This is a genomic window from Paraburkholderia antibiotica (genome assembly GCF_012927125.1).
GTDB classification, from domain to species: domain Bacteria; phylum Pseudomonadota; class Gammaproteobacteria; order Burkholderiales; family Burkholderiaceae; genus Paraburkholderia; species Paraburkholderia antibiotica.
In genome coordinates this window covers 70,518-90,086 of sequence record NZ_JABBFZ010000007.1, presented here as the reverse complement: position 1 = coordinate 90,086, position 19,569 = coordinate 70,518, and the positions used below count along the sequence as shown (strand labels likewise).

Below are 19,569 nucleotides of genomic sequence, written 5' to 3'. Positions count from 1 at the left end.
GGGCGATGTTGCGTGAGCTGCGGAGGCGATGGGCAAGCGCGATGGAGCTGCGTGCGCATGCCGGCATGATCCGCTGCCGCGCGATGCGGGCCCGAACGACCAGAGCAATCAGAGCATCGGGCGCGCTGCCGCCGATGCGACCAGGGAACCGGCATGAACGGAATCGATTCGGCCATTACTGCGGTGCTTTCGAGCCGGATCGACAGCCTGCTCGGCATCGCGCCGGGAACCGCGACCACGTCGCAGACCGGCGCGACCGGCGTCGATACCGCGCCGGCCGAGGTCGTGACCCAACCGACGGCCGCGCCGCAGCCGTCCGCGCAAACCGCGTTGTCGGCGGTCGCGCTGACGCTCAACGCGATCGCGCATTCCGGCGGCGAAGCGACGCCCGCCGTGCTCGGCGACACGCCGATCTGGCCGGCCGCACCGGCGCTCGACGTCGCCGTCGCCGTCGAAGGCGTGCCGCTCGATGCGGCGACCAACGCTTCCTCCTCCTCGTCGACTTCCTCCACGCCCAACGCTTCCGCCACCGGGACAACCACAACCAGCGCGACCGCCGCCGCCAGCGTGGCCGCCGCCGAAGTGCCGGTCGCAGCATTGGCGGCCGCGCTCGCCCGCACGGTCGGCGACAGCGGCCTGTTCTACGAAGCGCATCTCGCGGCCTGGCTGGTCGGCCAACGCTCGCCGGCCGAACTGGCGGGCGAGGCGCAAAACCGGCTGGTGGCCGGCTTGGCGGTGACACCTGGCTGGAGCGACGCGGATGACGGGACCGCTGTGCCGGGCGCCGGCGCGTGGCCGAGCCAGACGGGTGCGTCGGCCGATGACATGGCGACCGCAATGCCACGTGGCAACCCAGGCAACCCGGGCGGCACGGCGAACGGCGCGCTGGGCAACTTTGCAGGTGCGCCGACCGACCCCAACGCCGCCGCGCATGCGATGCCGTCGATTCTGACCGCGCAGGCTGCGCGCCTGGCCGCGGGCGAGGTGCTGGCGAGTTCGGTGTCGGACCTGAACGGCCAGTCCACGCACGCGGGGCTGCATGGCGGCGCGCCGCAGACCGCCGATGCGGATGCGACGCAGAACGCGCAGGCGATGGCCGCGGCGGTTCATCCTGCGACCGTGCCGCTGGTGCGCCAGCAGCTCGATCTGCTGGCGACCGGGCAGTTTCGCTGGAGCGGCGAAGCGTGGCCCGGCGCTCGACTGGATTGGACCGTCGAGCAGGACGGCGACGAATGGGATCGCAGCGGCGGGGGCCTCGCGAGCGAGGACGACCAGCCGTGGCGCACACGCTTAACGTTGTCGCTGCCGACGCTCGGCACCGTCGATGCCGAACTGACGCTGACCGGCATGCGACTGACCGCGCGAGTGCAGGCGAGCCCGAACGGCGCGGCACGGCTCTCGACGCAGGGCGACAGCTTCCGTCAACGGCTCGCGGCGGCGGGCATCGAGTTGCAGGGACTGACGATTCGCGAGATCGGCGGCGGCACGCCGGGGATGACGGCAAGTGCTGCGGGGGCGGCGGGCCTGGCGGGTGCGCAGGCGGCGTCCGCGTATGTGCGCTCGGCGGCGGCAGCAGCGGCTTCCACGCCTCAGCCGACGGCGACGCGTGGCGCTTCGACCACGGCGCGCGACGATTTCGATTGGGAGATCTGATGAGCCGGACCCATCGACGCAGCGCGGCTGCGCTCGTGTACGACGCCCAGGGCGGGGAGCCCACGCCGCGCGTGGTCGCGAAAGGATATGGGCTGCTCGCCGAGATGATCGTGCTGCGCGCGAAGGAGGCGGGGCTGTATGTGCACGAGGCGCCGGAGATGGTGTCGCTGCTGATGCAGGTGGACCTGGATGCGAGGATTCCGCCGCAGTTGTACCAGGCGGTGGCCGAATTGCTGGCCTGGTTGCATCGGCTCGAAAGTGGGGTGGACGCGCTGGCGCGCGAATAGGTTTTTTTTGTTGGTCTGGATGGGGTTTTTGCCGTTCGGCAGGGTTTGGTTTTTTCGTTGTTCTGGCTTTGTTGGCCTTTCCTTGTTTTGTTGTCGGTCTATTAGCGTTGCCCCTGTGCGGGGCGGCACCTACTTTCTTTGCTTGCTGCAAAGAAAGTAGGCAAAGAAAGCAGCTTCAAACCGCTAATTCTTAAGCGGGCACCTCGGTCAACCACCGGTAGTGGTGCATCTGGAATCTGTCATCTCGCACACTCCCCGTTAGTGACAAGGCAGTCATCCCTCCGGCGACGCTGCGCGCGCCGAAGCCCCGCTCACCAGCCATCGGTCTTTTTGGCATGTCGCCAGGGCGCAAGCCCGGGTCAACACAGTAGGTGTTTTGGCGTGCCACGCTTGGGCCCTGATCTCACCACCGGTTTCTTAGGCCACCTGGCCGAGGCGCAGCCGACGGCCCCCACAGCGCAACCAACCCCACAGGGTTCTCTGGCAGACCCGTCCACGACGCACGTAGTGCGCAGTGGGAAGCATGATGGCTTTGTCACTACCGTCGAATGTGCGGGGGCACAGATTCCAGATGCACCACTACCCCCTCCGAGCCAGGGGACCCACTTAAGAGTTAGCGGTTTGAAGCTGCTTTCTTTGCCTACTTTCTTTGCAGCAGGCAAAGAAAGTAGGTACCGCCCCGCATAGGGGCAACGCCAATAGACCGACAACAAAACAAGGAAAGGCCAACAAAAGCCAGAGCAAAGACAAAAAAGGCCCCACCCTGCCCAAGGGTCAAACCTTCATCATGAGTTTCAACAACGCATTAACCCGCTTCCCATACGGCGGCGAAATCCACCCGCGCGCATTCAGCCGCGCCTGCACCAACACCGGCTTCATCTTGGAAAAAGTAACGAACCCCTCATACCCGTGATACGCCCCCATCCCGCTCGCGCCAACCCCGCCGAACGGCAAACTCTCACACGCGAGATGCATCAGCGTTTCATTCACCGCCATCCCCCCCGCAATCGTCTCCTGCGTGACCCGCTCGACCGTCCGCGAATCGTCGGCGTACAGATAGAGCGCCAGCGGCCGCGGCCGCGTATTGATCCACGCAATCGCGTCATCGAGCGTGTCGTACGGCACGAGCGGTAGCAGCGGGCCGAAAATCTCCTCCTGCATCAGCGCGCATTCGTCCGGCGCCCCCGTCACCACGATTGGTGGAAAACGTCGGCTCGCCGCATCGGGTTGCACGTCGGTCAGCGGATGCAACTGCGCGCCGGCAGCCTGCGCTTCGTCCGCGAGACGCTCGAGGCGCTCGAAATGCTGCGCCGAAATGATCGACGTGTAGTCCGGGTTCTGCGCGAACTCGGGATACATCTTCGCCATCCGCGCGCGTGCCCGCTCGACGAACGCCTGCTCCCTGCCGCGTGGCACCAGCACGTAGTCGGGCGCGACGCAGGTCTGACCCGCGTTCAGCGTCTTGCCGGCGACCAGGTTGTCGACCGCGTTGTCGAAGCGCGCGTGCGCGCCGATGATCGCCGGCGACTTGCCGCCGAGCTCCAGCGTGACCGGCGTCAGATGTTCTGCCGCCGCGCGCATCACCTCGTGACCGATCTTCGTCGAGCCGGTGAACAGCAGATGATCGAACGGCTGCGCGCTGAATGCGGCCGCGAGCGACGCGTCGCCGTTGACCACCGCGACGTGATTGCGCGCAAAGGCCTGGCCGATCAACTGCTCGAACAAGGCCGACGTGCGCGGCGTCAGTTCGGACATCTTGATGATCGCGCGATTGCCGGCCGTCAACGCGCTGATCAGCGGCCCGACCGCGAGCAGCACCGGATAATTCCACGGCACGATGATGCCGACCACGCCGAGCGGCTGCGGCACCACCTTCGCGCGCGCGGGCAGCAGCCACTTGTTGGTGCTGCGGCGCTGCGGCTTCATCCAGCGTTTGCCGTGACGCAGCGCGGCGTTGATCTCCTCCTTCACGAGCAGAAATTCGGCGAGCATCACTTCCTGTTTCGCGCGATTGCCGAAGTCCGCATTCATCGCTTCGGCAAGGGCGTCGCGATTGTCGAGCATCAGCTTGCGCAACGTGCGCAGGTGCGTCGCGCGCGTGTCCCACGATGGATACGGCGCGCGCAAATACGCATGACGCTGATCGCGCAGCAGCGCTTCGAGTGCGGCGACCTCCGGCAAATCGTTCTTCATCTGTATCCACTCCCTGATCGATGATGACGCGCGTGATGCGCTTATTGGTGTGTCGGTCTATGTCGGATCGGCGTTGGCGCGCGTCGCTGAATTGAGTCAGATGCGCGCTCGCCGGCCTGGTACGGTTGAATTCTTGCGTGAATTGCCGTGCGTATTCGCGTGCGAAACCCGGCAGCGACATGCAGATGCGAACTCACGCGGCCAACCTACGCGGCAAACTCAGCCGCAACGTTCACGCAGCAAACGCTCGCTCGATGATCGCCGCGTGATCGAACGTCGCCGGCAGCGTGCCGTACACGCGGCCGCTTTCGCCACAGCCCTCCGCAATACGCGTCGCGATGAACGCATCGGCGACGTATGCGGGTGCGTGGCGCGCAAGCAGCGTCGCCTGCGCGATCAGCACGATCTGCTGCGCGATGCGTCGCGCCGACGCTTCGCGTTGCTCGGCCGGTCCGTTCAGCGTGGCCGCGAGTTTCGCGAGCGCCGCGGCGAGCGCCGGATGCGCGCGCGCATCGTCCTGCCAGGCGGCGAACAGTGCCTGCGCGGCTTGCGGCTCTCGCTCCATCGCGCGCAGCACGTCGAGGCACATCACGTTGCCGGAGCCTTCCCAGATCGAATTGACCGGCGCCTCGCGGTAGAAGCGCGCCATCGGCCCGGTTTCGACATAGCCGTTGCCGCCCCAGACTTCCATCGCCTCGCCGGTGAATTCGAGCGCGCGCTTGCAGACCCAATATTTCGCCGCCGGCGTGACGATGCGCCGCCACGCGCGTTCGGCAGCCGACGCGGCCGAGGCCGTATCGGCCGATTCTTCGAACGCACGCGCAAGGCGCATGAACAGCACGGTCGCCGCTTCCGATTCCAGCGCGAGATCGGCGAGCACATTGCGCATCAGCGGTTGCTCAGCCAGTGGCCGGCCAAACGCGCTGCGATGACGCGCGTGATGGATCGCCTGCACGAGCGCCGCGCGCATCAATGCGGCGCTGCCGATCACGCAGTCGAGCCGCGTGTAGTTCGCCATTTCGATGATGGTCGGCACGCCGCGTCCTTCGTCGCCGATCATCACGCCGTACGCGTCGAGAAATTCGACTTCGCTGCTCGCGTTCGAGCGATTACCGAGCTTGTCCTTGAGCCGCTGGACCTGCACCGCATTCTTGCTGCCGTCCGGCGCGAAACGCGGCACGTAAAAGCACGATAAGCCTTCGTGCTGGTCGGTGCGAGCGAGCACCAGATGCGCATCGCATTGCGGTGCCGAGAAAAACCATTTGTGACCGATCAGCCGATAAGCGCCGCCGCGTCCGCCGGCGCCATCGAGCGCGTGGGCGCGGGTCTGGTTGCTGCGCACATCCGAGCCGCCCTGTTTCTCGGTCATGCCCATGCCGATCATTGCAGAACGTTTCTGCGCGAGCGGCAGGTCGCGCGCATCGTGCTCGCGCGCGTAGAGCGGGTCGCGCAGCGTGGCGAACAGCGCGGGTTCGCGTTGCAGCACGGGGATGCTCGCGAAGGTCATCGTCAGTGGACAGAGCGAGCCGGATTCGATCTGCGCATGCAGAAAGTAGCCGGCGCAGCGCGCGACCATCGCGCCGCGCTGCGGATCGGAGAACGGCAGCGCATGCAGACCTTCGCGGCGCAGCAGCGCGAGCAGCGAATGCCACGCGGGATGAAACTCGAGCGCATCGATGCGCTCGCCGCGCGGGCTATGTGTGATGAGTTCGGGCGTGTGACGGTTCGCGAGTTCGGCGAGCGCGAGGGTCTCGGGCGTGGTGAGCGCCGCGCCGTGCCGCAGCAGCGCATCGCGATGCCACTGCGCGCCGTCGCGTTCGACGGCCGCGCTCAACGCGACATCGCTTGCGAACAGGTTGTAGTCCGCGAGCGGCGGCGCCTGATTCGTCACCTCGTGAGTCTGGCCGAAGCCGTGCCGTTCCATCTGCTGTCTCCGTGCTTGATCCATTGTGCGCCGCTTTGCCGAGGGCGTCGGTGGTGCGCTGTTTGAGCGCCGCGTGCGATGCCGCATGCGGAAAGATGGTGCGCGCCGCGCGCTGTTTGAATGCCGCGCCCGCCCGACTGGCGGGCTCGCGCTCGTGCTCAGGCGCGTCTTTCATCATAGGGGCGCGCCGCGGCCGGTGATTAGAGGAATCGCTCTGTCCCGAAGCCGCCGCGCTGCCGGAACGCTCCCTACAATGCGCAGAAAACACACGTAGACAAGTGTGCACGAGACAGGGGCGGCGAGCAACGCGTCCCATCAGGAGGAGCGCATGCAATACGACTACATCATCGTCGGCGCGGGCTCGGGCGGATGTTCGCTCGCGAGCCGGCTCGCCGATAGCTGTCCCGACGCGACCATCGCGTTGATCGAAGCCGGGCCGCATACCGATCGCAATCTGTTCGTGAATATGCCGGTCGGCGTCGCGGCCGTGGTGCCGCACAAGCTGAAGACCAACTACGGTTTCCTGACCACACCGCAGCCAGGGCTCGCCGGACGCCGGGGTTATCAGCCGCGTGGGCGCGGCTTCGGCGGATCGAGTGCAATCAACGCGATGATCTACACGCGCGGTCATCCGCTCGACTACGACGAATGGGCGAGGCTCGGCTGCGACGGCTGGTCATGGGAGGACGTGCTGCCGTATTTCCGCCACGCCGAGGGCAACGAGCGCGGCGCCGATGCATGGCATGGCGACGCCGGCCCGCTGACGGTCTCCGACCTGCGCTTTCGCAATCCGTTTTCGAAGCGTTTCGTGCAGGCCGCGCTCGAAGCCGGCTATAAGCCGAACGCCGATTTCAATGGCGCGGATCAGGAAGGCATCGGTTTCTATCAGGTCACGCAGCGCGACGGCCGCCGTTGCAGCGTCGCGCGCGCGTATATCTACGACCGGCCGCGCGCCAATCTGCACACCATCGCCGATGCGACCGTGCTGCGTATCGTGTTCGACGGCAAGCGCGCGAGCGGCGTCGAGATCGTGCGCGGCGGGCGCACCGAAACGCTCGACGCGCGCGCCGAAGTCGTGCTCGCGGCGGGCGCGTTCAATTCACCGCAACTGCTGATGTGCTCGGGCATCGGCCCGGCCGCGCAACTGCGCGCGCTCGGCATCGATGTGTTGCACGACGCGCCGGAGGTCGGCCAGAACCTGATCGATCACGTCGATTTCACGATCAACAAGCGCACGAAGTCGATCGAGCCGACCGGCTTTTCGGTGCGCGGCATCGCGCGGATGCTGCCGCAGTTCACGACCTTCATGCGGCACGGACGCGGCATGCTGTCGAGCAACGTCGCCGAGGCGGGCGGCTTTCTGAAGAGCCGGCCGACGCTCGATCGACCCGACCTGCAACTGCATTTCTGCGCGGCGCTCGTCGACGATCACAACCGCCACATGCATTGGGGCCACGGCTATTCGCTGCACACCTGCGTGCTGCGTCCGCATAGCCGCGGCACGGTCACGCTCGCGAGCGCCGATGCGCGCGTCGCACCGCTGATCGATCCGCGTTTTCTCAGCGATGCGCGCGATCTCGATCTGCTGGTCGAAGGCGTGAAGATGGCGCGTCGCATTCTCGATGCACCGTCGCTCGCGCTGCATGGCGGCACCGAGCTGTACACGCGGCCGGGGCAGTCGGACGCGGAGCTGCGGCAGGCGATCGCCGAGCATGCGGACACGATCTATCACCCGGTCGCGACCTGCCGGATGGGCAGCGATGCGCGTTCGGTGGTCGATCCGCACTTGCGGGTGCGCGGTGTGACGGGCTTGCGGATCGTCGATGCGTCGGTGATGCCGACGCTGATCGGCGGCAACACCAATTCGCCGACGGTGATGATCGGCGAGCGCGCGGCGGACATGATGGCGGCGAGCCGGCGGGAAGGGGCCAGCGGGTTGAGGATCGTGACGGGTACGGGCGGGATGGCGGCGCGGGCGGCCTGAAACGGCGGCAAGTGGACTGCGGCAGGCGCAATGCGTCTCCGCTGGCCAGGACGTCTGCGCGGCCTGCGCGCTTGCGCGGCGCTCTGCGTGGCGGATCTCCGCGAAGGCGCTATCGGCCACGCGGTAAAGCCGCCGCCCCTCACTCCGCCGATGGCGTTTGCCCCTCATCCTCCAGCGCGATTCCGCTGAAGCCGATCGCCGGCCCGAGCATGAAGTCGTCGCTGACATGCGTCGGCAGCGTTTCGCGCGCGACGTCGAGCCACGCGCGCGCCGCATGCGACAGATAGCCGTTGCGGCGCCAGCCGATCGCCATTTCCCACGGAATCTCCGGTTCGACGACCGGCAGGCAGGTGAAGCGCGCGGGATCGAGCCGCCGGCAATACGGCGCGGGCAGCAGCGCGATGCCGACGCCGGCCAGCACCAGCGCCGCCATGAAATCCCAATGCCCGCTACGCCCGACGATCGCCGGCGCGAAACCCGCTGCGCGGCACGCGTTCAGCACGACGTCGTTCAGCGCGAGGCTCTCGCCGTAGAACACGAACGGTTCGTTGGCGAGTTGCGCGAGCGGCACTTCGCGCAGCGCGTCCCAGCGCGAACCGGTACGCGCGACGAGCCATAGCAACTGGCGGCTCATCGGCAGCACGTCGATGTTGTCCGGGTCGACCGGCTGCAGCACCCCGCCCAATTCCAGCTCGCCGTTGATCAACGCGGTTTCGATCGCGCGCGAACCCTGCTCGAACAGCTTCAGCTCGATCTTCGGATAGCGCTGGCGGAATGCGGCGATGGCCGGCGTGAACAGCGCCCCGCCCATCGGAGGGATGCCGATCGTCAGTTCGCCGCGCCCGAGCGTGTCGAGATCGTTGAGTTCGGCCTGCAACTGCGCGTGCGCGGCGAGCACGTCCTGGCCGCGCTGATAGATGATCCGGCCGACGTCGGTCAACACCATCTGCCGGCCATCGCGTAGCAGCAGCGGCGAGCCGATCTCGTCTTCGAGTGACTTGACCATCTTGCTGATGGTCGGCTGCGTGACGAACATCTGCTCGGCGGCGACGGTGAAGCTCTGTTGACGGACCACTTCGACGAAATAGCGCAGCGCACGTAGTTCCATGAACGGGCTCCTGGTCCCCGAGATTCCAGTTTGGAATGATTTGAATGATTGTAAGTCATTATGTTTATGATGCCGTGCACCCTATACTGCCTTTCACTTGAAGTCAGCCAGGGAATGCCATGTCCACGCCAGTTTTAGCCCGCTCCGTCAGATCCGCCGCCAGCCGCGCGGGCGACGGCACGGCGGGCGTCGGCGGGCAGGGCGGGCAGGGTGGCGAGGAGCATCTCTCGGGTGTCGGCCGGGTAGCACGGATCGTCGTGCAAAGCGCCGCGATCGCGGCCCTCTGGATTGCCGCCGACTTCATGGTGCGCCACCTGCATCTGCCGGTGCCGGGCGGCGTGGTCGGTTTGCTGGTGCTGCTCGCGCTGCTGTTTTGCGGCGGCGTCGCGCCGCGCTGGGTCAAGGCCGGCGCCGACTGGCTGCTGTCCGACATGCTGCTGTTCTTCATTCCGGCGGCGGTCGCCGCCGTGCAATACGGCGGCCTGTTTCGCGCCGACGGCTGGCGCCTCGCGCTGGTGGTGGTCGCCGGCACGCTGATGGTGATGGTCGCGGTGGCCTTCGCGGTCGACCGGGCCGCGCGCCTCGAACGTCGTCTCGCGCTGCGCCGCGTGCGTGCGGTCCGCCGCGCCACCGCTGTTCCATCCGCCCGCCGATGAGCGCGTCCTATTCGTCCCTGCTCGCCGCGCTGTTCGCCGATGATGCGTCGCGCCTGATCGCGGCCGGCTGTCTGGTGCTGACGATCGCGCTGTATTTCGCGTCGAAGGCGCTGTATGCACGCGTGCGCTCGCCGTGGCTCACGCCGATGCTGACGGTGCCGGCCGCGCTGGTTGCGATCGTCGCGCTCGCGCACATTCCGTATCGCGTGTATTTCGAGGACACCCGCTGGCTGATGTGGCTGCTCGGCCCGGCGACGGTCGCGTTCGCGGTGCCGATCTACGAATACCGCGCACTGCTCAAACGCCACTGGATTTCGCTCGCCGTCGGCGTGACGGTGGGGATTCTCGTCGGTGTCGGCGGTTCGCTGCTGCTCGCGAAGCTGCTGCATCTGTCGCCCGAATTGCAGCGCAGCCTGATGACGCGCTCGGTCTCGACGCCGTTCGCGCTCGCCGTGTCCGACAAGATCCACGCGCCCAGAGACCTGACCGCGCTGTTCGTGATCGCGACCGGCGTCTGCGGGATGCTGTTCGGCGAGCTGGTGCTCGCGTTCGTGCCGCTGCGCACGCGGCTCGCGCGCGGCGCGCTGTTCGGCGCGGCCGCGCATGGCGTCGGCACCGCGAAGGCGCGCGAGATCGGCAGCGAGGAGGGCGTGGTTTCCAGCCTGACGATGATGATCGCCGGCGTCGCGATGGTGCTGCTCGCGCCGATGCTCGGCGTGCTGCCGATCTGAACGTTCGCGCGGCCGTTCCCGGCCGTCCAGGCGCGCCTGAGCCGCCAGCGTCATCCCAATTTGCTACAATCGCCGTTCGTCTTCGAGGAGCGTTGCGACGGGTACCGCGAATCTGTATTCGCCGGCCGCCCGCCAGGCTCGAAGGCTTCAACCGGCAGCATGGAGGCGCGCCTCGCGCGTTTTCAGCCCCTGCCTCAAACCGCGCTCACGTCACATTTCTAGTCAATTTCTTAGAAAGGAGGGCGTGATGAACGCCGCAGTCATCGATTCCCAGAAGCAGGATTACATTGTTGCCGACATGTCGCTCGCCGACTGGGGTCGCAAGGAACTCACGATCGCCGAGACCGAAATGCCCGGCCTCATGCAAACGCGTGAAGAGTACAAGGCGCAGCAGCCGCTGAAGGGCGCGCGCATCGCAGGTTCGCTGCACATGACGATCCAGACCGGCGTGCTGATCGAGACGCTGACGGCGCTCGGCGCCGACGTGCGCTGGGCCTCGTGCAACATCTTCTCGACCCAGGACCACGCCGCTGCCGCAATCGCGCAAGCCGGCACGCCGGTGTTCGCGTTCAAGGGCGAATCGCTCGACGAATACTGGGAGTTCTCGCACCGTATCTTCGAATGGCCGAACGGCGAGTTCGCCAACATGATCCTTGACGACGGCGGCGACGCAACGCTGCTGCTGATCCTCGGCTCGAAGGCGGAAAAAGACCGCTCGGTGATCGCCAAGCCGACCAACGAGGAAGAAGTCGCGCTGTACAAGTCGATCGCCGCGCATCTCGAGATCGACCCGACGTGGTACTCGAAGCGCCTCGCCGCGATCAAGGGTGTCACCGAAGAAACCACCACCGGCGTGCATCGTCTGTACCAGATGGAGAAGGAAGGCCGTCTGCCGTTCCCGGCCATCAACGTCAACGACTCGGTCACCAAGTCGAAGTTCGACAACCTGTACGGCTGCCGCGAGTCGCTCGTCGACGGTATCAAGCGCGCGACCGACGTGATGATCGCGGGCAAGATCGCGGTCGTGGCTGGCTACGGCGACGTGGGCAAGGGCTGCGCGCAATCGCTGCGCGGTCTGGGTGCGACCGTGTGGGTCACGGAAATCGATCCGATCTGCGCACTGCAGGCTGCGATGGAAGGCTACCGCGTCGTGACGATGGAATACGCGGCCGACAAGGCCGACATCTTCGTGACGGCAACGGGCAACTACCACGTGCTGAACCACGACCATCTGAAGGCGATGCGCCACAACGCGATCGTCTGCAACATCGGTCACTTCGACTCGGAAATCGACGTCGCGTCGACCCGTCAGTACACGTGGGAAAACATCAAGCCGCAAGTCGACCACATCATTTTCCCGGACGGCAAGCGCGTGATCCTGCTGGCTGAAGGCCGCCTCGTGAACCTCGGCTGCGCGACCGGCCACCCGTCGTTCGTGATGTCGAACTCGTTCACGAACCAGACGCTCGCGCAGATCGAACTGTTCACGCAGGGCGCGAAGTACGAGAACAAGGTGTACGTGCTGCCGAAGCATCTGGACGAGAAGGTCGCGCGTCTGCATCTGGCGCGCATCGGCGCGAACCTGACCGTGCTGTCGGACGAGCAGGCCGGCTACATCGGCGTCGACAAGAACGGTCCGTTCAAGCCGAACCACTACCGCTACTAAGCATCGCCTGCACCCGCGAGCCGGCCTGGCGTATCGATGCATCCGTGCACCTTGCCCAGCCAGGCGCGCGGGCGCGGCGGCGCTAGCGGCATGACGGTCTGAGCATCGGGCGGCGCGTAATGCGCCGCTTTGTTCACCCGCGCCGTTTTCGTTTAATGGACAGCCTGCCCGCGCAGGTGCTTACAAGGAGCTCTTTATGACCGTGCTGTTGACCTGGCTCATCAACGCGCTCGCGCTGCTGATCATCACGTACATCGTTCCGTCGATCCATATCCGCAGCTTCGGCACCGCGCTGATCGTCGCGATCGTGCTCGGCCTCATCAATGCGGTGCTGCGGCCGGTGCTGATCCTGCTGACGCTGCCCGTTACGATTCTCACGCTCGGCCTGTTCATCCTCGTCGTCAATGCGCTGTGCTTCTGGCTGTGCGCGTCGCTACTGAAGGGCTTCGAGGTGTCGGGTTTCTGGTCGGCATTCTTCGGCTCGATCCTGTACAGCATCGTGTCGTGGCTGCTGTCCGCGCTCATTTTCGGCAACCGCAGCTTCGGTTGATCTTTTAGCTTATGAATCCGATCGAACTTTCATTCGAATTCTTCCCGCCGAAGACGCAGGAAGGCGTCGACAAGCTGCGCGCGACGCGCGCGGCACTGGTGCCGCTCAAACCCAAGTTCGTGTCCGTCACGTTCGGCGCGGGCGGCTCGACGCAGCAAGGCACGCTCGATACCGTCGTCGATATCGCGAAGGAAGGGCTCGAGGCCGCGCCGCATCTGTCGTGCGTCGGTTCGTCGAAGGAAAGCCTGCGGGCGATCCTGAACGAGTACCGCGCGCACGGCATCCGCCACATCGTCGCGTTGCGCGGCGACCTGCCGTCGGGCATGGGCGCGGTCGGCGAACTGCGCTACGCGTCGGAGCTCGTCAGCTTCATCCGCGCCGAGTTCGGCGACTGGTTCTGGATCGAGGTGGCCGGCTACCCGGAATACCATCCGCAGGCGCGCTCGCCGCGTCACGATCTGGAGAACTTCGCGCGCAAGGTGAAGGCCGGCGCGAATTCCGCGATCACGCAGTACTTCTTCAACGCGGACGCGTATTTCCGTTTCGTCGACGATGCGCGCCAGCTCGGCGTCGACGTGCCGATCGTGCCCGGCATCATGCCGATCACGAACTTCTCGCAGCTGATGCGCTTCTCCGAGATGTGCGGTGCCGAAGTGCCGCGCTGGATCGCGCGCCGGCTGGAGAGCTACGGCGACGACCGCGAGTCGATCCGCGCGTTCGGGCTCGACGTGGTGACGGACCTGTGCCGACGCCTCGTCGATGCGAAGGTGCCGGGTCTGCACTTCTATACGCTGAACGCCGCGGCGTCGACGAAGACCATCTGCGAGCGGCTCGGCGTTTGACGTAGCGCGTCACGCCGGTCTCACCGATAAGCCGCGCGGCCGCAATGGCCGCGCGGCTTTTTTCATATAGGCCCGGTGGCATTGGCCGGCGCATCCGGCCGGCCAGCCCACCTGGCGCGCGGCGACGCGTCAAGTTGGGACGTCGCCTGGTCGCTTATCGGCCGCCTATCAACCGCTTATTTACCGCTTATCCGCCCCTCCCCGACCGCCATCACGCGGTGCCCAGCTTCCCCCAAACCACCCGCCACACGCCATCGCGCGCCGAACTACCTGCCGAATTCGCACCGAAAAGCGTGGTAAGTCCCTGTTGAAGCTCATTTTTGTGCTGTCTATGATCGAAACGCAGCTAACCCGGCTGCTGTGCGGAGGACGATATGACAGTGACAAGAAAGACTGCGGCACACCGGCTGTTCGCGCTTCATCGATTCTGCCTGCCGGCTCTCGCCGCGCTCACGGTCGCCACGAGCGGCCTCGTACCCGCCGCGTCGCAGGCGGCCACGCTGCCCGACAAGACGCTGGTGTTCTGTTCCGAAGGCAGTCCGGCAGGCTTCGACACCGCGCAATACACGACCAGCGTCGAATTCAGCGCCGGGTCGTACACGGTCTATAACCGCCTCGTCGAATTTGCGCACGGCAGCACGGACATCGAGCCGGGCCTCGCCGAAAAGTGGGATGTGTCGCCCGACGGGCTCATCTACACGTTCCATCTGCGCCCGGGCGTCAAATTCCAGACCACCTCGTTCTTCAAGCCGACGCGCGAATTCAACGCGGACGACGTCGTGTTCACCTACGAGCGCATGCTCGACCCGGAGAACCCGTTCCGCAAGGCGTATCCGGTCAATTTCCCGTACTTCAACGACCTCGGGCTCGCGAAGAACATCGCCAAGATCGAGAAGATCGATCCGTACACGGTGCGCTTCACGCTGAAGGAAGTCGACGCGCCGTTCCTGCAACAGATCGCGATGCCGTTCGCATCGATCCTGTCGGCCGAATATACGGATCAGCTGTTGAAAGCGGGCAAGGCGTCCGACATCAACCAGTATCCGGTCGGCACCGGACCGTTCATCTTCCGTAGCTACACGAAGGACGACACGATCCGCTTCGACGGCAATCCCGATTACTGGAAGCCGGGCAACGTGAAGGTCGGCAAGCTGATCTTCGCGATCACCGTCGACCCGGCGGTGCGCCTGCAGAAACTGAAGCGCGGCGAATGCCAGGTGATGTCGTATCCGCGTCCGGCCGATATCGCGACCGTGAAGGCCGATTCGTCGCTCGCGATGCCGAACGAAGTCGGCTTCAACCTCGGCTATATCGCGTACAACACGTCGAAAAAGCCGCTCGACAACGTGCTGGTGCGCCGCGCGCTCGACATGGCGGTCCACAAGAAGGCGATCATCGACGCGGTCTACCAGGGCGCGGGCCAGGCGGCGACCAACCCGATGCCGCCGACCCAATGGGGCTACAACAAGAGCCTGAAGGACGCGCCGTACGACGTCGACAAAGCGAAGGCGCTGCTCAAGCAGGCGGGCTACCCCGACGGCTTCGAGCTGACGCTGTGGGCGATGCCGGTGCAGCGGCCGTATAACCCGAACGCGCGTCTGATGGCGGAAATGCTGCAGTCCGACTGGGCGAAGATCGGCGTGAAGGTGAATATCGCCACCTACGAGTGGGGCGAGTACATCCGCCGCGCGCATGCGGGCGAGCATCAGGCGATGCTGATCGGCTGGACCGGCGACTATGGCGATCCGGACAACTGGCTCGGCGTGCTGCTCGGTTGCGATGCGGTTGCCGGCAGCAACTTCTCGAAGTGGTGCTACAAGCCGTTCGACGATCTGATCAAGAAGGGCCGCAGCACCACCAACATGGCCGAGCGCACCAAGGCCTACATGCAGGCGCAGGAGATCTTCAAGGATCAGGTGCCGTTCACGCCGATCGCGCATTCCACCGTCTACCAGCCGATCAGCAAGAACGTGACGGGCTTCAGGATCGATCCGTTCGGACCGACGCAATTCATGGAGGTCGGACTGAAATAAGCCGGATGCATCGGCGAGGCGGCGCGTTTCTTGCACCGCCTCGCCGGGGCGGTGCGAACCGGCCGCCCCGGTTGCCCCTGCACACGACAAAACGTTTGCCCAAAGTGTTTCCTATCGTCAACACGGGGAATTTGCTCCGCTTGGTCGCTGGGCCAAGCTCAAGTAATATCCCGCTACGCTGGCTCAAGCCGGTCCCGTACCTGGAGGAAACATGAAGCAAAACAACCTGTTGCACGTCGCGCGTATCACCACGCTCGTCGCTGCCGCAGCGGCATCCCTGATTGGCGCAAGCAGCGCGCACGCCGCGGGGATTCCGAACAAGACCCTCGTTTATTGCTCGGAAGGCAGCCCCGCGGGTTTTGACCCGGCGCAATACACGACGGGTGTGGATTTCACCGCCAACACGTTCACCGTCTATAACCGCCTCGTCGAATTCGAACGCGGCGGCACCAAGGTCGAGCCGGGCCTCGCGGAGAAGTGGGACGTCTCGCCGGACGGCAAGACCTACACGTTCCATCTGCGCCACGGCGTGAAGTTTCAGACCACCTCGTTTTTCAAGCCGACGCGCGAATTCAACGCCGATGACGTGATCCTCACGTTCGAGCGCATGCTGGATCCGAACCAGCCGTTCCGCAAGGCGTATCCGGTGCAGTTCCCTTACTTCACCGACATGGGCCTCGACAAGCTGATCACGAAGGTCGAGAAGGTCGACCCGTACACGGTCAAGTTCACGCTGAAGGAAGTCAACGCACCGTTCATCCAGAATCTGGCGATGGAATACGCGTCGATCCTGTCGGCCGAATATACGGATCAGTTGATGAAGGCCGGCAAGGCCGCCGACATCAACCAGTTCCCGGTCGGCACCGGTCCGTTCATCTTCCGCAGCTACACGAAGGACGCGACGATCCGCTTCGACGGCAACCCGGATTACTGGAAGCCGAACGCGGTGAAGATCTCGAAGCTGATCTTCTCGATTACGCCGGATGCCGGTGTGCGCGTGCAGAAGATCAAGCGCGACGAATGCCAGGTGATGAGCTATCCGCGTCCGGCCGACATCGCGCCGCTGAAGGCCGAGCCGAACATCGACATGCCGTCGCAGCCGGGCTTCAACCTCGGCTACCTCGCGTTCAACGTCACGCACAAGCCGGTCGACAAGGTCGAAGTGCGTCAGGCGCTCGACATGGCGATCAACAAGAAGGCGATCATCGACTCGGTGTACCAGGGCGCGGGCCAGCTCGCGACGAACCCGATGCCGCCGACGCAGTGGTCGTTCGTCAAGGGCCTGCCGGCCGCGTCGTTCGATACGGCCAAGGCCAAGGCTTTGCTCGCGAAGGCTGGCTATCCGAACGGCTTCGACATCACGCTGTGGGCGATGCCGGTGCAGCGCGCGTACAACCCGAACGCGCGTTTGATGGCGGAAATGATCCAGGCCGACTGGGCCAAGATCGGTGTGAAGGCGAAGATCGTCACGTATGAGTGGGGCGAGTACATCAAGCGCGCGCACGCGGGCGAAGACGACACGATGCTGATCGGCTGGACCGGCGACAACGGCGATCCGGATAACTGGCTCGGCACGCTGCTCGGCTGCGACGCGATCAACGGCAACAACTTCTCGAAGTGGTGCTACAAGCCGTTCGACGATCTGATCCAGAAGGGCCGCACCACCTCCGACGTGGCGGCGCGCACGAAGATCTACGGCGACGCGCAGCATATCTTCGCGCAGCAACTGCCGTTCGCGCCGATCGCGCACTCGACCGTCTATCAGCCTGTCAGCAAGAAGGTGGTCGACATGCGCATCGAACCGCTCGGTTACGCGCGCTTCGACGGCGTCAGCGTCAAGTAAGCTGGCTACCGGGCCGGCCGATAAGCCGGCAAGGCAGCCGTAAAATTCACGCAGTACGCTTTTCGCACGGTTGGAAAACTGGTCGAAATGGTCCGGCGACCGGGGTCACGAGCCCTCGTCGCCGGTTGCGTTTTTTCATCACCAGTCCCATAGGAGCGAGCTATGTTCCGCTTCGTTTTGCGCCGCATCGGTATGGTGATTCCGACGTTCATCGGTATCACGATCCTTGCGTTCGCACTGATTCACCTGATCCCCGGCGATCCCATCGAAGTGATGATGGGCGAGCGCGGCGTCGACCCGGCCATGCATGCGGCCGCGATGCACCGCCTCGGGCTCGACGAGCCGCTGCCCATGCAGTACTTCCATTACATCGTTCGCGCGCTGCACGGTGATCTCGGCACCTCGATCATCACCAACACCAGCGTGATGGGCGAATTCCTCGCGCGCTTTCCCGCCACCGTCGAGCTGTCGATCTGCGCGATGCTGTTCGCGCTCATCGTCGGGCTGCCGGCCGGCGTGTTCGCGGCGCTGCGGCGCGGCACCGTGGTCGATCACGGCGTGATGGGCACCGCGCTGACCGGCTACTCGATGCCGATCTTCTGGTGGGGCTTGATCCTCATCATGGTGTTCTCGGTGAAGCTCGGGCTGACGCCGGTGTCGGGCCGCATCGCGGTCGAATACGACATCCCGCACGTGACCGGCTTCATGCTGATCGACTCGCTGATGTCGACCGACGAAGGCGCGTTCAAATCGGCGCTGAGCCATCTGATCCTGCCGGCCATCGTGCTCGGCACAATTCCGCTCGCGGTGGTCGCGCGGATGACGCGCTCGTCGATGCTCGAAGTGCTGCGCGAGGACTACATCCGCACCGCGCGCGCGAAGGGTCTGTCGCCGGTGCGTGTGATCGTCGTGCATGCGCTGCGTAACGCGCTGATTCCCGTGGTGACCGTGATCGGTCTGCAGGTCGGCACGCTGCTCGCGGGCGCGGTGCTGACCGAGACGCTGTTCTCGTGGCCGGGCATCGGCAAATGGCTGATCGATGCGATCGGCCGACGCGATTATCCGGTCGTGCAGGGCGGTATTCTGATGATCGCGACGCTGGTGATCGTCGTGAACCTCGTCGTCGATCTGTTGTACGGCGTGTTGAATCCCCGCATCCGCCATACGAGGTAACGCGAAAATGGCAGACATTCAAAATACAGTCCCCCAGTCGGTTACGCCTCCCAGCGGCCGCGCCATCGCGGCCCGCGAATTCTGGGCCAATTTCTCGCGCAACCGCGGTGCGGTCGGCGCGGGCGTGATCGTGCTGCTGCTGGTCTTCGTCGCGATCTTCGCGCCGCTGATCGCGCCGCATAGCCCGATCGAGCAGTACCGCGACTTCGTCAAGATTCCGCCCGCGTGGCTCGACGGCGGCAACTGGAAGTTCATTCTCGGCACCGACGAAGCGGGCCGCGACATCCTCTCGCGTCTGATGTACGGCGCGCGGCTGTCGTTCTGGATCGGCTTTGTCTCGGTCGTGCTCGCGCTGATTCCGGGCATCGTGCTCGGGCTCGTCGCCGCGTTCTTCGAGAAGTGGGCCGACACGCCGATCATGCGCATCATGGACGTGCTGCTCGCATTGCCGTCGCTGCTGCTCGCGGTCGCGGTGGTCGCGATCATCGGTCCGGGTCTCGTCAATACGATGCTCGCGATCGCGATCGTCGCGCTGCCGGGCTACGTGCGTCTGACGCGTGCGTCCGCGCAGGGCGAGTTGCAGAAGGAGTACGTGACGGCTTCGCGCGTCGCGGGTGCGAGCACGCTGCGGCTGATGTTCTCGCAGGTGCTGCCGAACTGCACCGCGCCGCTGATCGTGCAGGCGACGCTCGGCTTTTCGTCGGCGATTCTCGATGCCGCCGCGCTCGGCTTTCTCGGCCTCGGCGTGCAACCACCGTCGGCGGAGTGGGGCGCGATGCTCGCGTCGGCGCGCGACTACATCGACAGCGCATGGTGGATCGTCACGATGCCGGGCCTGTCCATCCTGATCTCGGTGCTGTGCATCAACCTGCTCGGCGACGGGCTGCGCGATGCGCTCGACCCCAAACTGAAACGGATGGCCTGAT

The 19,569-nt window shown here is 65.3% G+C and carries 14 protein-coding genes, 1 pseudogene and 1 riboswitch; of the genes and pseudogenes, 12 read left to right on the top strand and 3 right to left on the bottom strand.

The window, feature by feature from the left end; all coding sequences use genetic code 11:
- Positions 1–153 precede the first annotated feature (153 nt).
- Together fliK and HHL14_RS14445 are read left to right on the top strand one after the other, a co-directional pair.
- Positions 154–1,653 carry a flagellar hook-length control protein FliK gene (gene fliK, locus HHL14_RS14450; RefSeq protein WP_169498299.1) on the top strand — a complete coding sequence of 500 codons (1,500 nt, stop codon included), beginning with the start codon at positions 154–156 and terminating at the stop codon, positions 1,651–1,653.
- A pseudogene (locus HHL14_RS14445) lies at positions 1,653–1,922 on the top strand (EscU/YscU/HrcU family type III secretion system export apparatus switch protein); the annotation flags it as partial. The gene fliK and the pseudogene HHL14_RS14445, both read left to right, overlap by 1 nt.
- A gap of 792 nt (positions 1,923–2,714) precedes the next feature.
- On the opposite strand, the gene HHL14_RS14440 reads toward HHL14_RS14445, so the two are convergent.
- Positions 2,715–4,133 carry a coniferyl aldehyde dehydrogenase gene (locus tag HHL14_RS14440; RefSeq protein WP_169498297.1) on the bottom strand — a complete coding sequence of 473 codons (1,419 nt, stop codon included), beginning with the start codon at positions 4,131–4,133 and terminating at the stop codon, positions 2,715–2,717.
- Positions 4,134–4,365: 232 nt separating this feature from the next.
- Positions 4,366–6,057, bottom strand: coding sequence for an isovaleryl-CoA dehydrogenase (locus tag HHL14_RS14435; RefSeq protein ID WP_169498296.1), 1,692 nt, complete (start codon positions 6,055–6,057; stop codon positions 4,366–4,368).
- A 328-nt stretch (positions 6,058–6,385) separates the two neighbouring features.
- Between HHL14_RS14435 and HHL14_RS14430 the strand changes: the two genes are divergently transcribed.
- The gene (locus HHL14_RS14430; RefSeq protein WP_169498295.1) at positions 6,386–8,041 is read left to right on the top strand and encodes a GMC family oxidoreductase; all 1,656 of its coding nucleotides are present in this window, start codon (positions 6,386–6,388) and stop codon (positions 8,039–8,041) included.
- 139 nt (positions 8,042–8,180) lie between these two features.
- On the opposite strand, the gene HHL14_RS14425 is transcribed toward HHL14_RS14430, so the two are convergent.
- The gene (locus HHL14_RS14425; RefSeq protein ID WP_169498294.1) at positions 8,181–9,149 is read right to left on the bottom strand and encodes a LysR family transcriptional regulator; all 969 of its coding nucleotides are present in this window, start codon (positions 9,147–9,149) and stop codon (positions 8,181–8,183) included.
- Between the two features lie 119 nt (positions 9,150–9,268).
- Between HHL14_RS14425 and HHL14_RS14420 the strand changes: the two genes are divergently transcribed.
- The 9 genes from HHL14_RS14420 to HHL14_RS14380 all read left to right on the top strand — a co-directional run bounded on the left by HHL14_RS14420 (position 9,269) and on the right by HHL14_RS14380 (position 19,568).
- Positions 9,269–9,805, top strand: coding sequence for a CidA/LrgA family protein (locus HHL14_RS14420; RefSeq protein WP_169498293.1), 537 nt, complete (start codon positions 9,269–9,271; stop codon positions 9,803–9,805).
- Positions 9,802–10,536, top strand: a complete 735-nt coding sequence (locus HHL14_RS14415; protein WP_169498292.1) for an LrgB family protein — start codon at positions 9,802–9,804, stop codon at positions 10,534–10,536. Before HHL14_RS14420 ends, HHL14_RS14415 begins: the two co-directional genes overlap by 4 nt.
- Positions 10,537–10,614: 78 nt before the next feature.
- Positions 10,615–10,750: riboswitch (S-adenosyl-L-homocysteine riboswitch) on the top strand.
- 33 nt (positions 10,751–10,783) lie between these two features.
- On the top strand, positions 10,784–12,202 hold the full coding sequence (gene ahcY / locus HHL14_RS14410; RefSeq protein WP_169498291.1) for an adenosylhomocysteinase: 1,419 nt from the start codon (positions 10,784–10,786) through the stop codon (positions 12,200–12,202).
- A gap of 196 nt (positions 12,203–12,398) precedes the next feature.
- Positions 12,399–12,752 carry a phage holin family protein gene (locus tag HHL14_RS14405; protein WP_169498290.1) on the top strand — a complete coding sequence of 118 codons (354 nt, stop codon included), beginning with the start codon at positions 12,399–12,401 and terminating at the stop codon, positions 12,750–12,752.
- Positions 12,753–12,763: 11 nt separating this feature from the next.
- Entirely contained in the window at positions 12,764–13,594 is an 831-nt protein-coding gene (gene metF, locus HHL14_RS14400; protein WP_169498289.1) for a methylenetetrahydrofolate reductase [NAD(P)H], read from the top strand.
- A 374-nt stretch (positions 13,595–13,968) separates the two neighbouring features.
- Positions 13,969–15,627, top strand: a complete 1,659-nt coding sequence (locus HHL14_RS14395) for an ABC transporter substrate-binding protein (RefSeq protein WP_169498288.1) — start codon at positions 13,969–13,971, stop codon at positions 15,625–15,627.
- A 211-nt stretch (positions 15,628–15,838) separates the two neighbouring features.
- Entirely contained in the window at positions 15,839–17,470 is a 1,632-nt protein-coding gene (locus HHL14_RS14390) for an ABC transporter substrate-binding protein (RefSeq protein ID WP_169498287.1), read from the top strand.
- A gap of 162 nt (positions 17,471–17,632) precedes the next feature.
- Positions 17,633–18,643 carry an ABC transporter permease subunit gene (locus tag HHL14_RS14385; protein WP_169498286.1) on the top strand — a complete coding sequence of 337 codons (1,011 nt, stop codon included), beginning with the start codon at positions 17,633–17,635 and terminating at the stop codon, positions 18,641–18,643.
- Positions 18,644–18,650: 7 nt separating this feature from the next.
- Positions 18,651–19,568, top strand: coding sequence for an ABC transporter permease subunit (locus HHL14_RS14380; RefSeq protein ID WP_169498285.1), 918 nt, complete (start codon positions 18,651–18,653; stop codon positions 19,566–19,568).
- The last annotated feature ends 1 nt before the right edge of the window (position 19,569 follow it).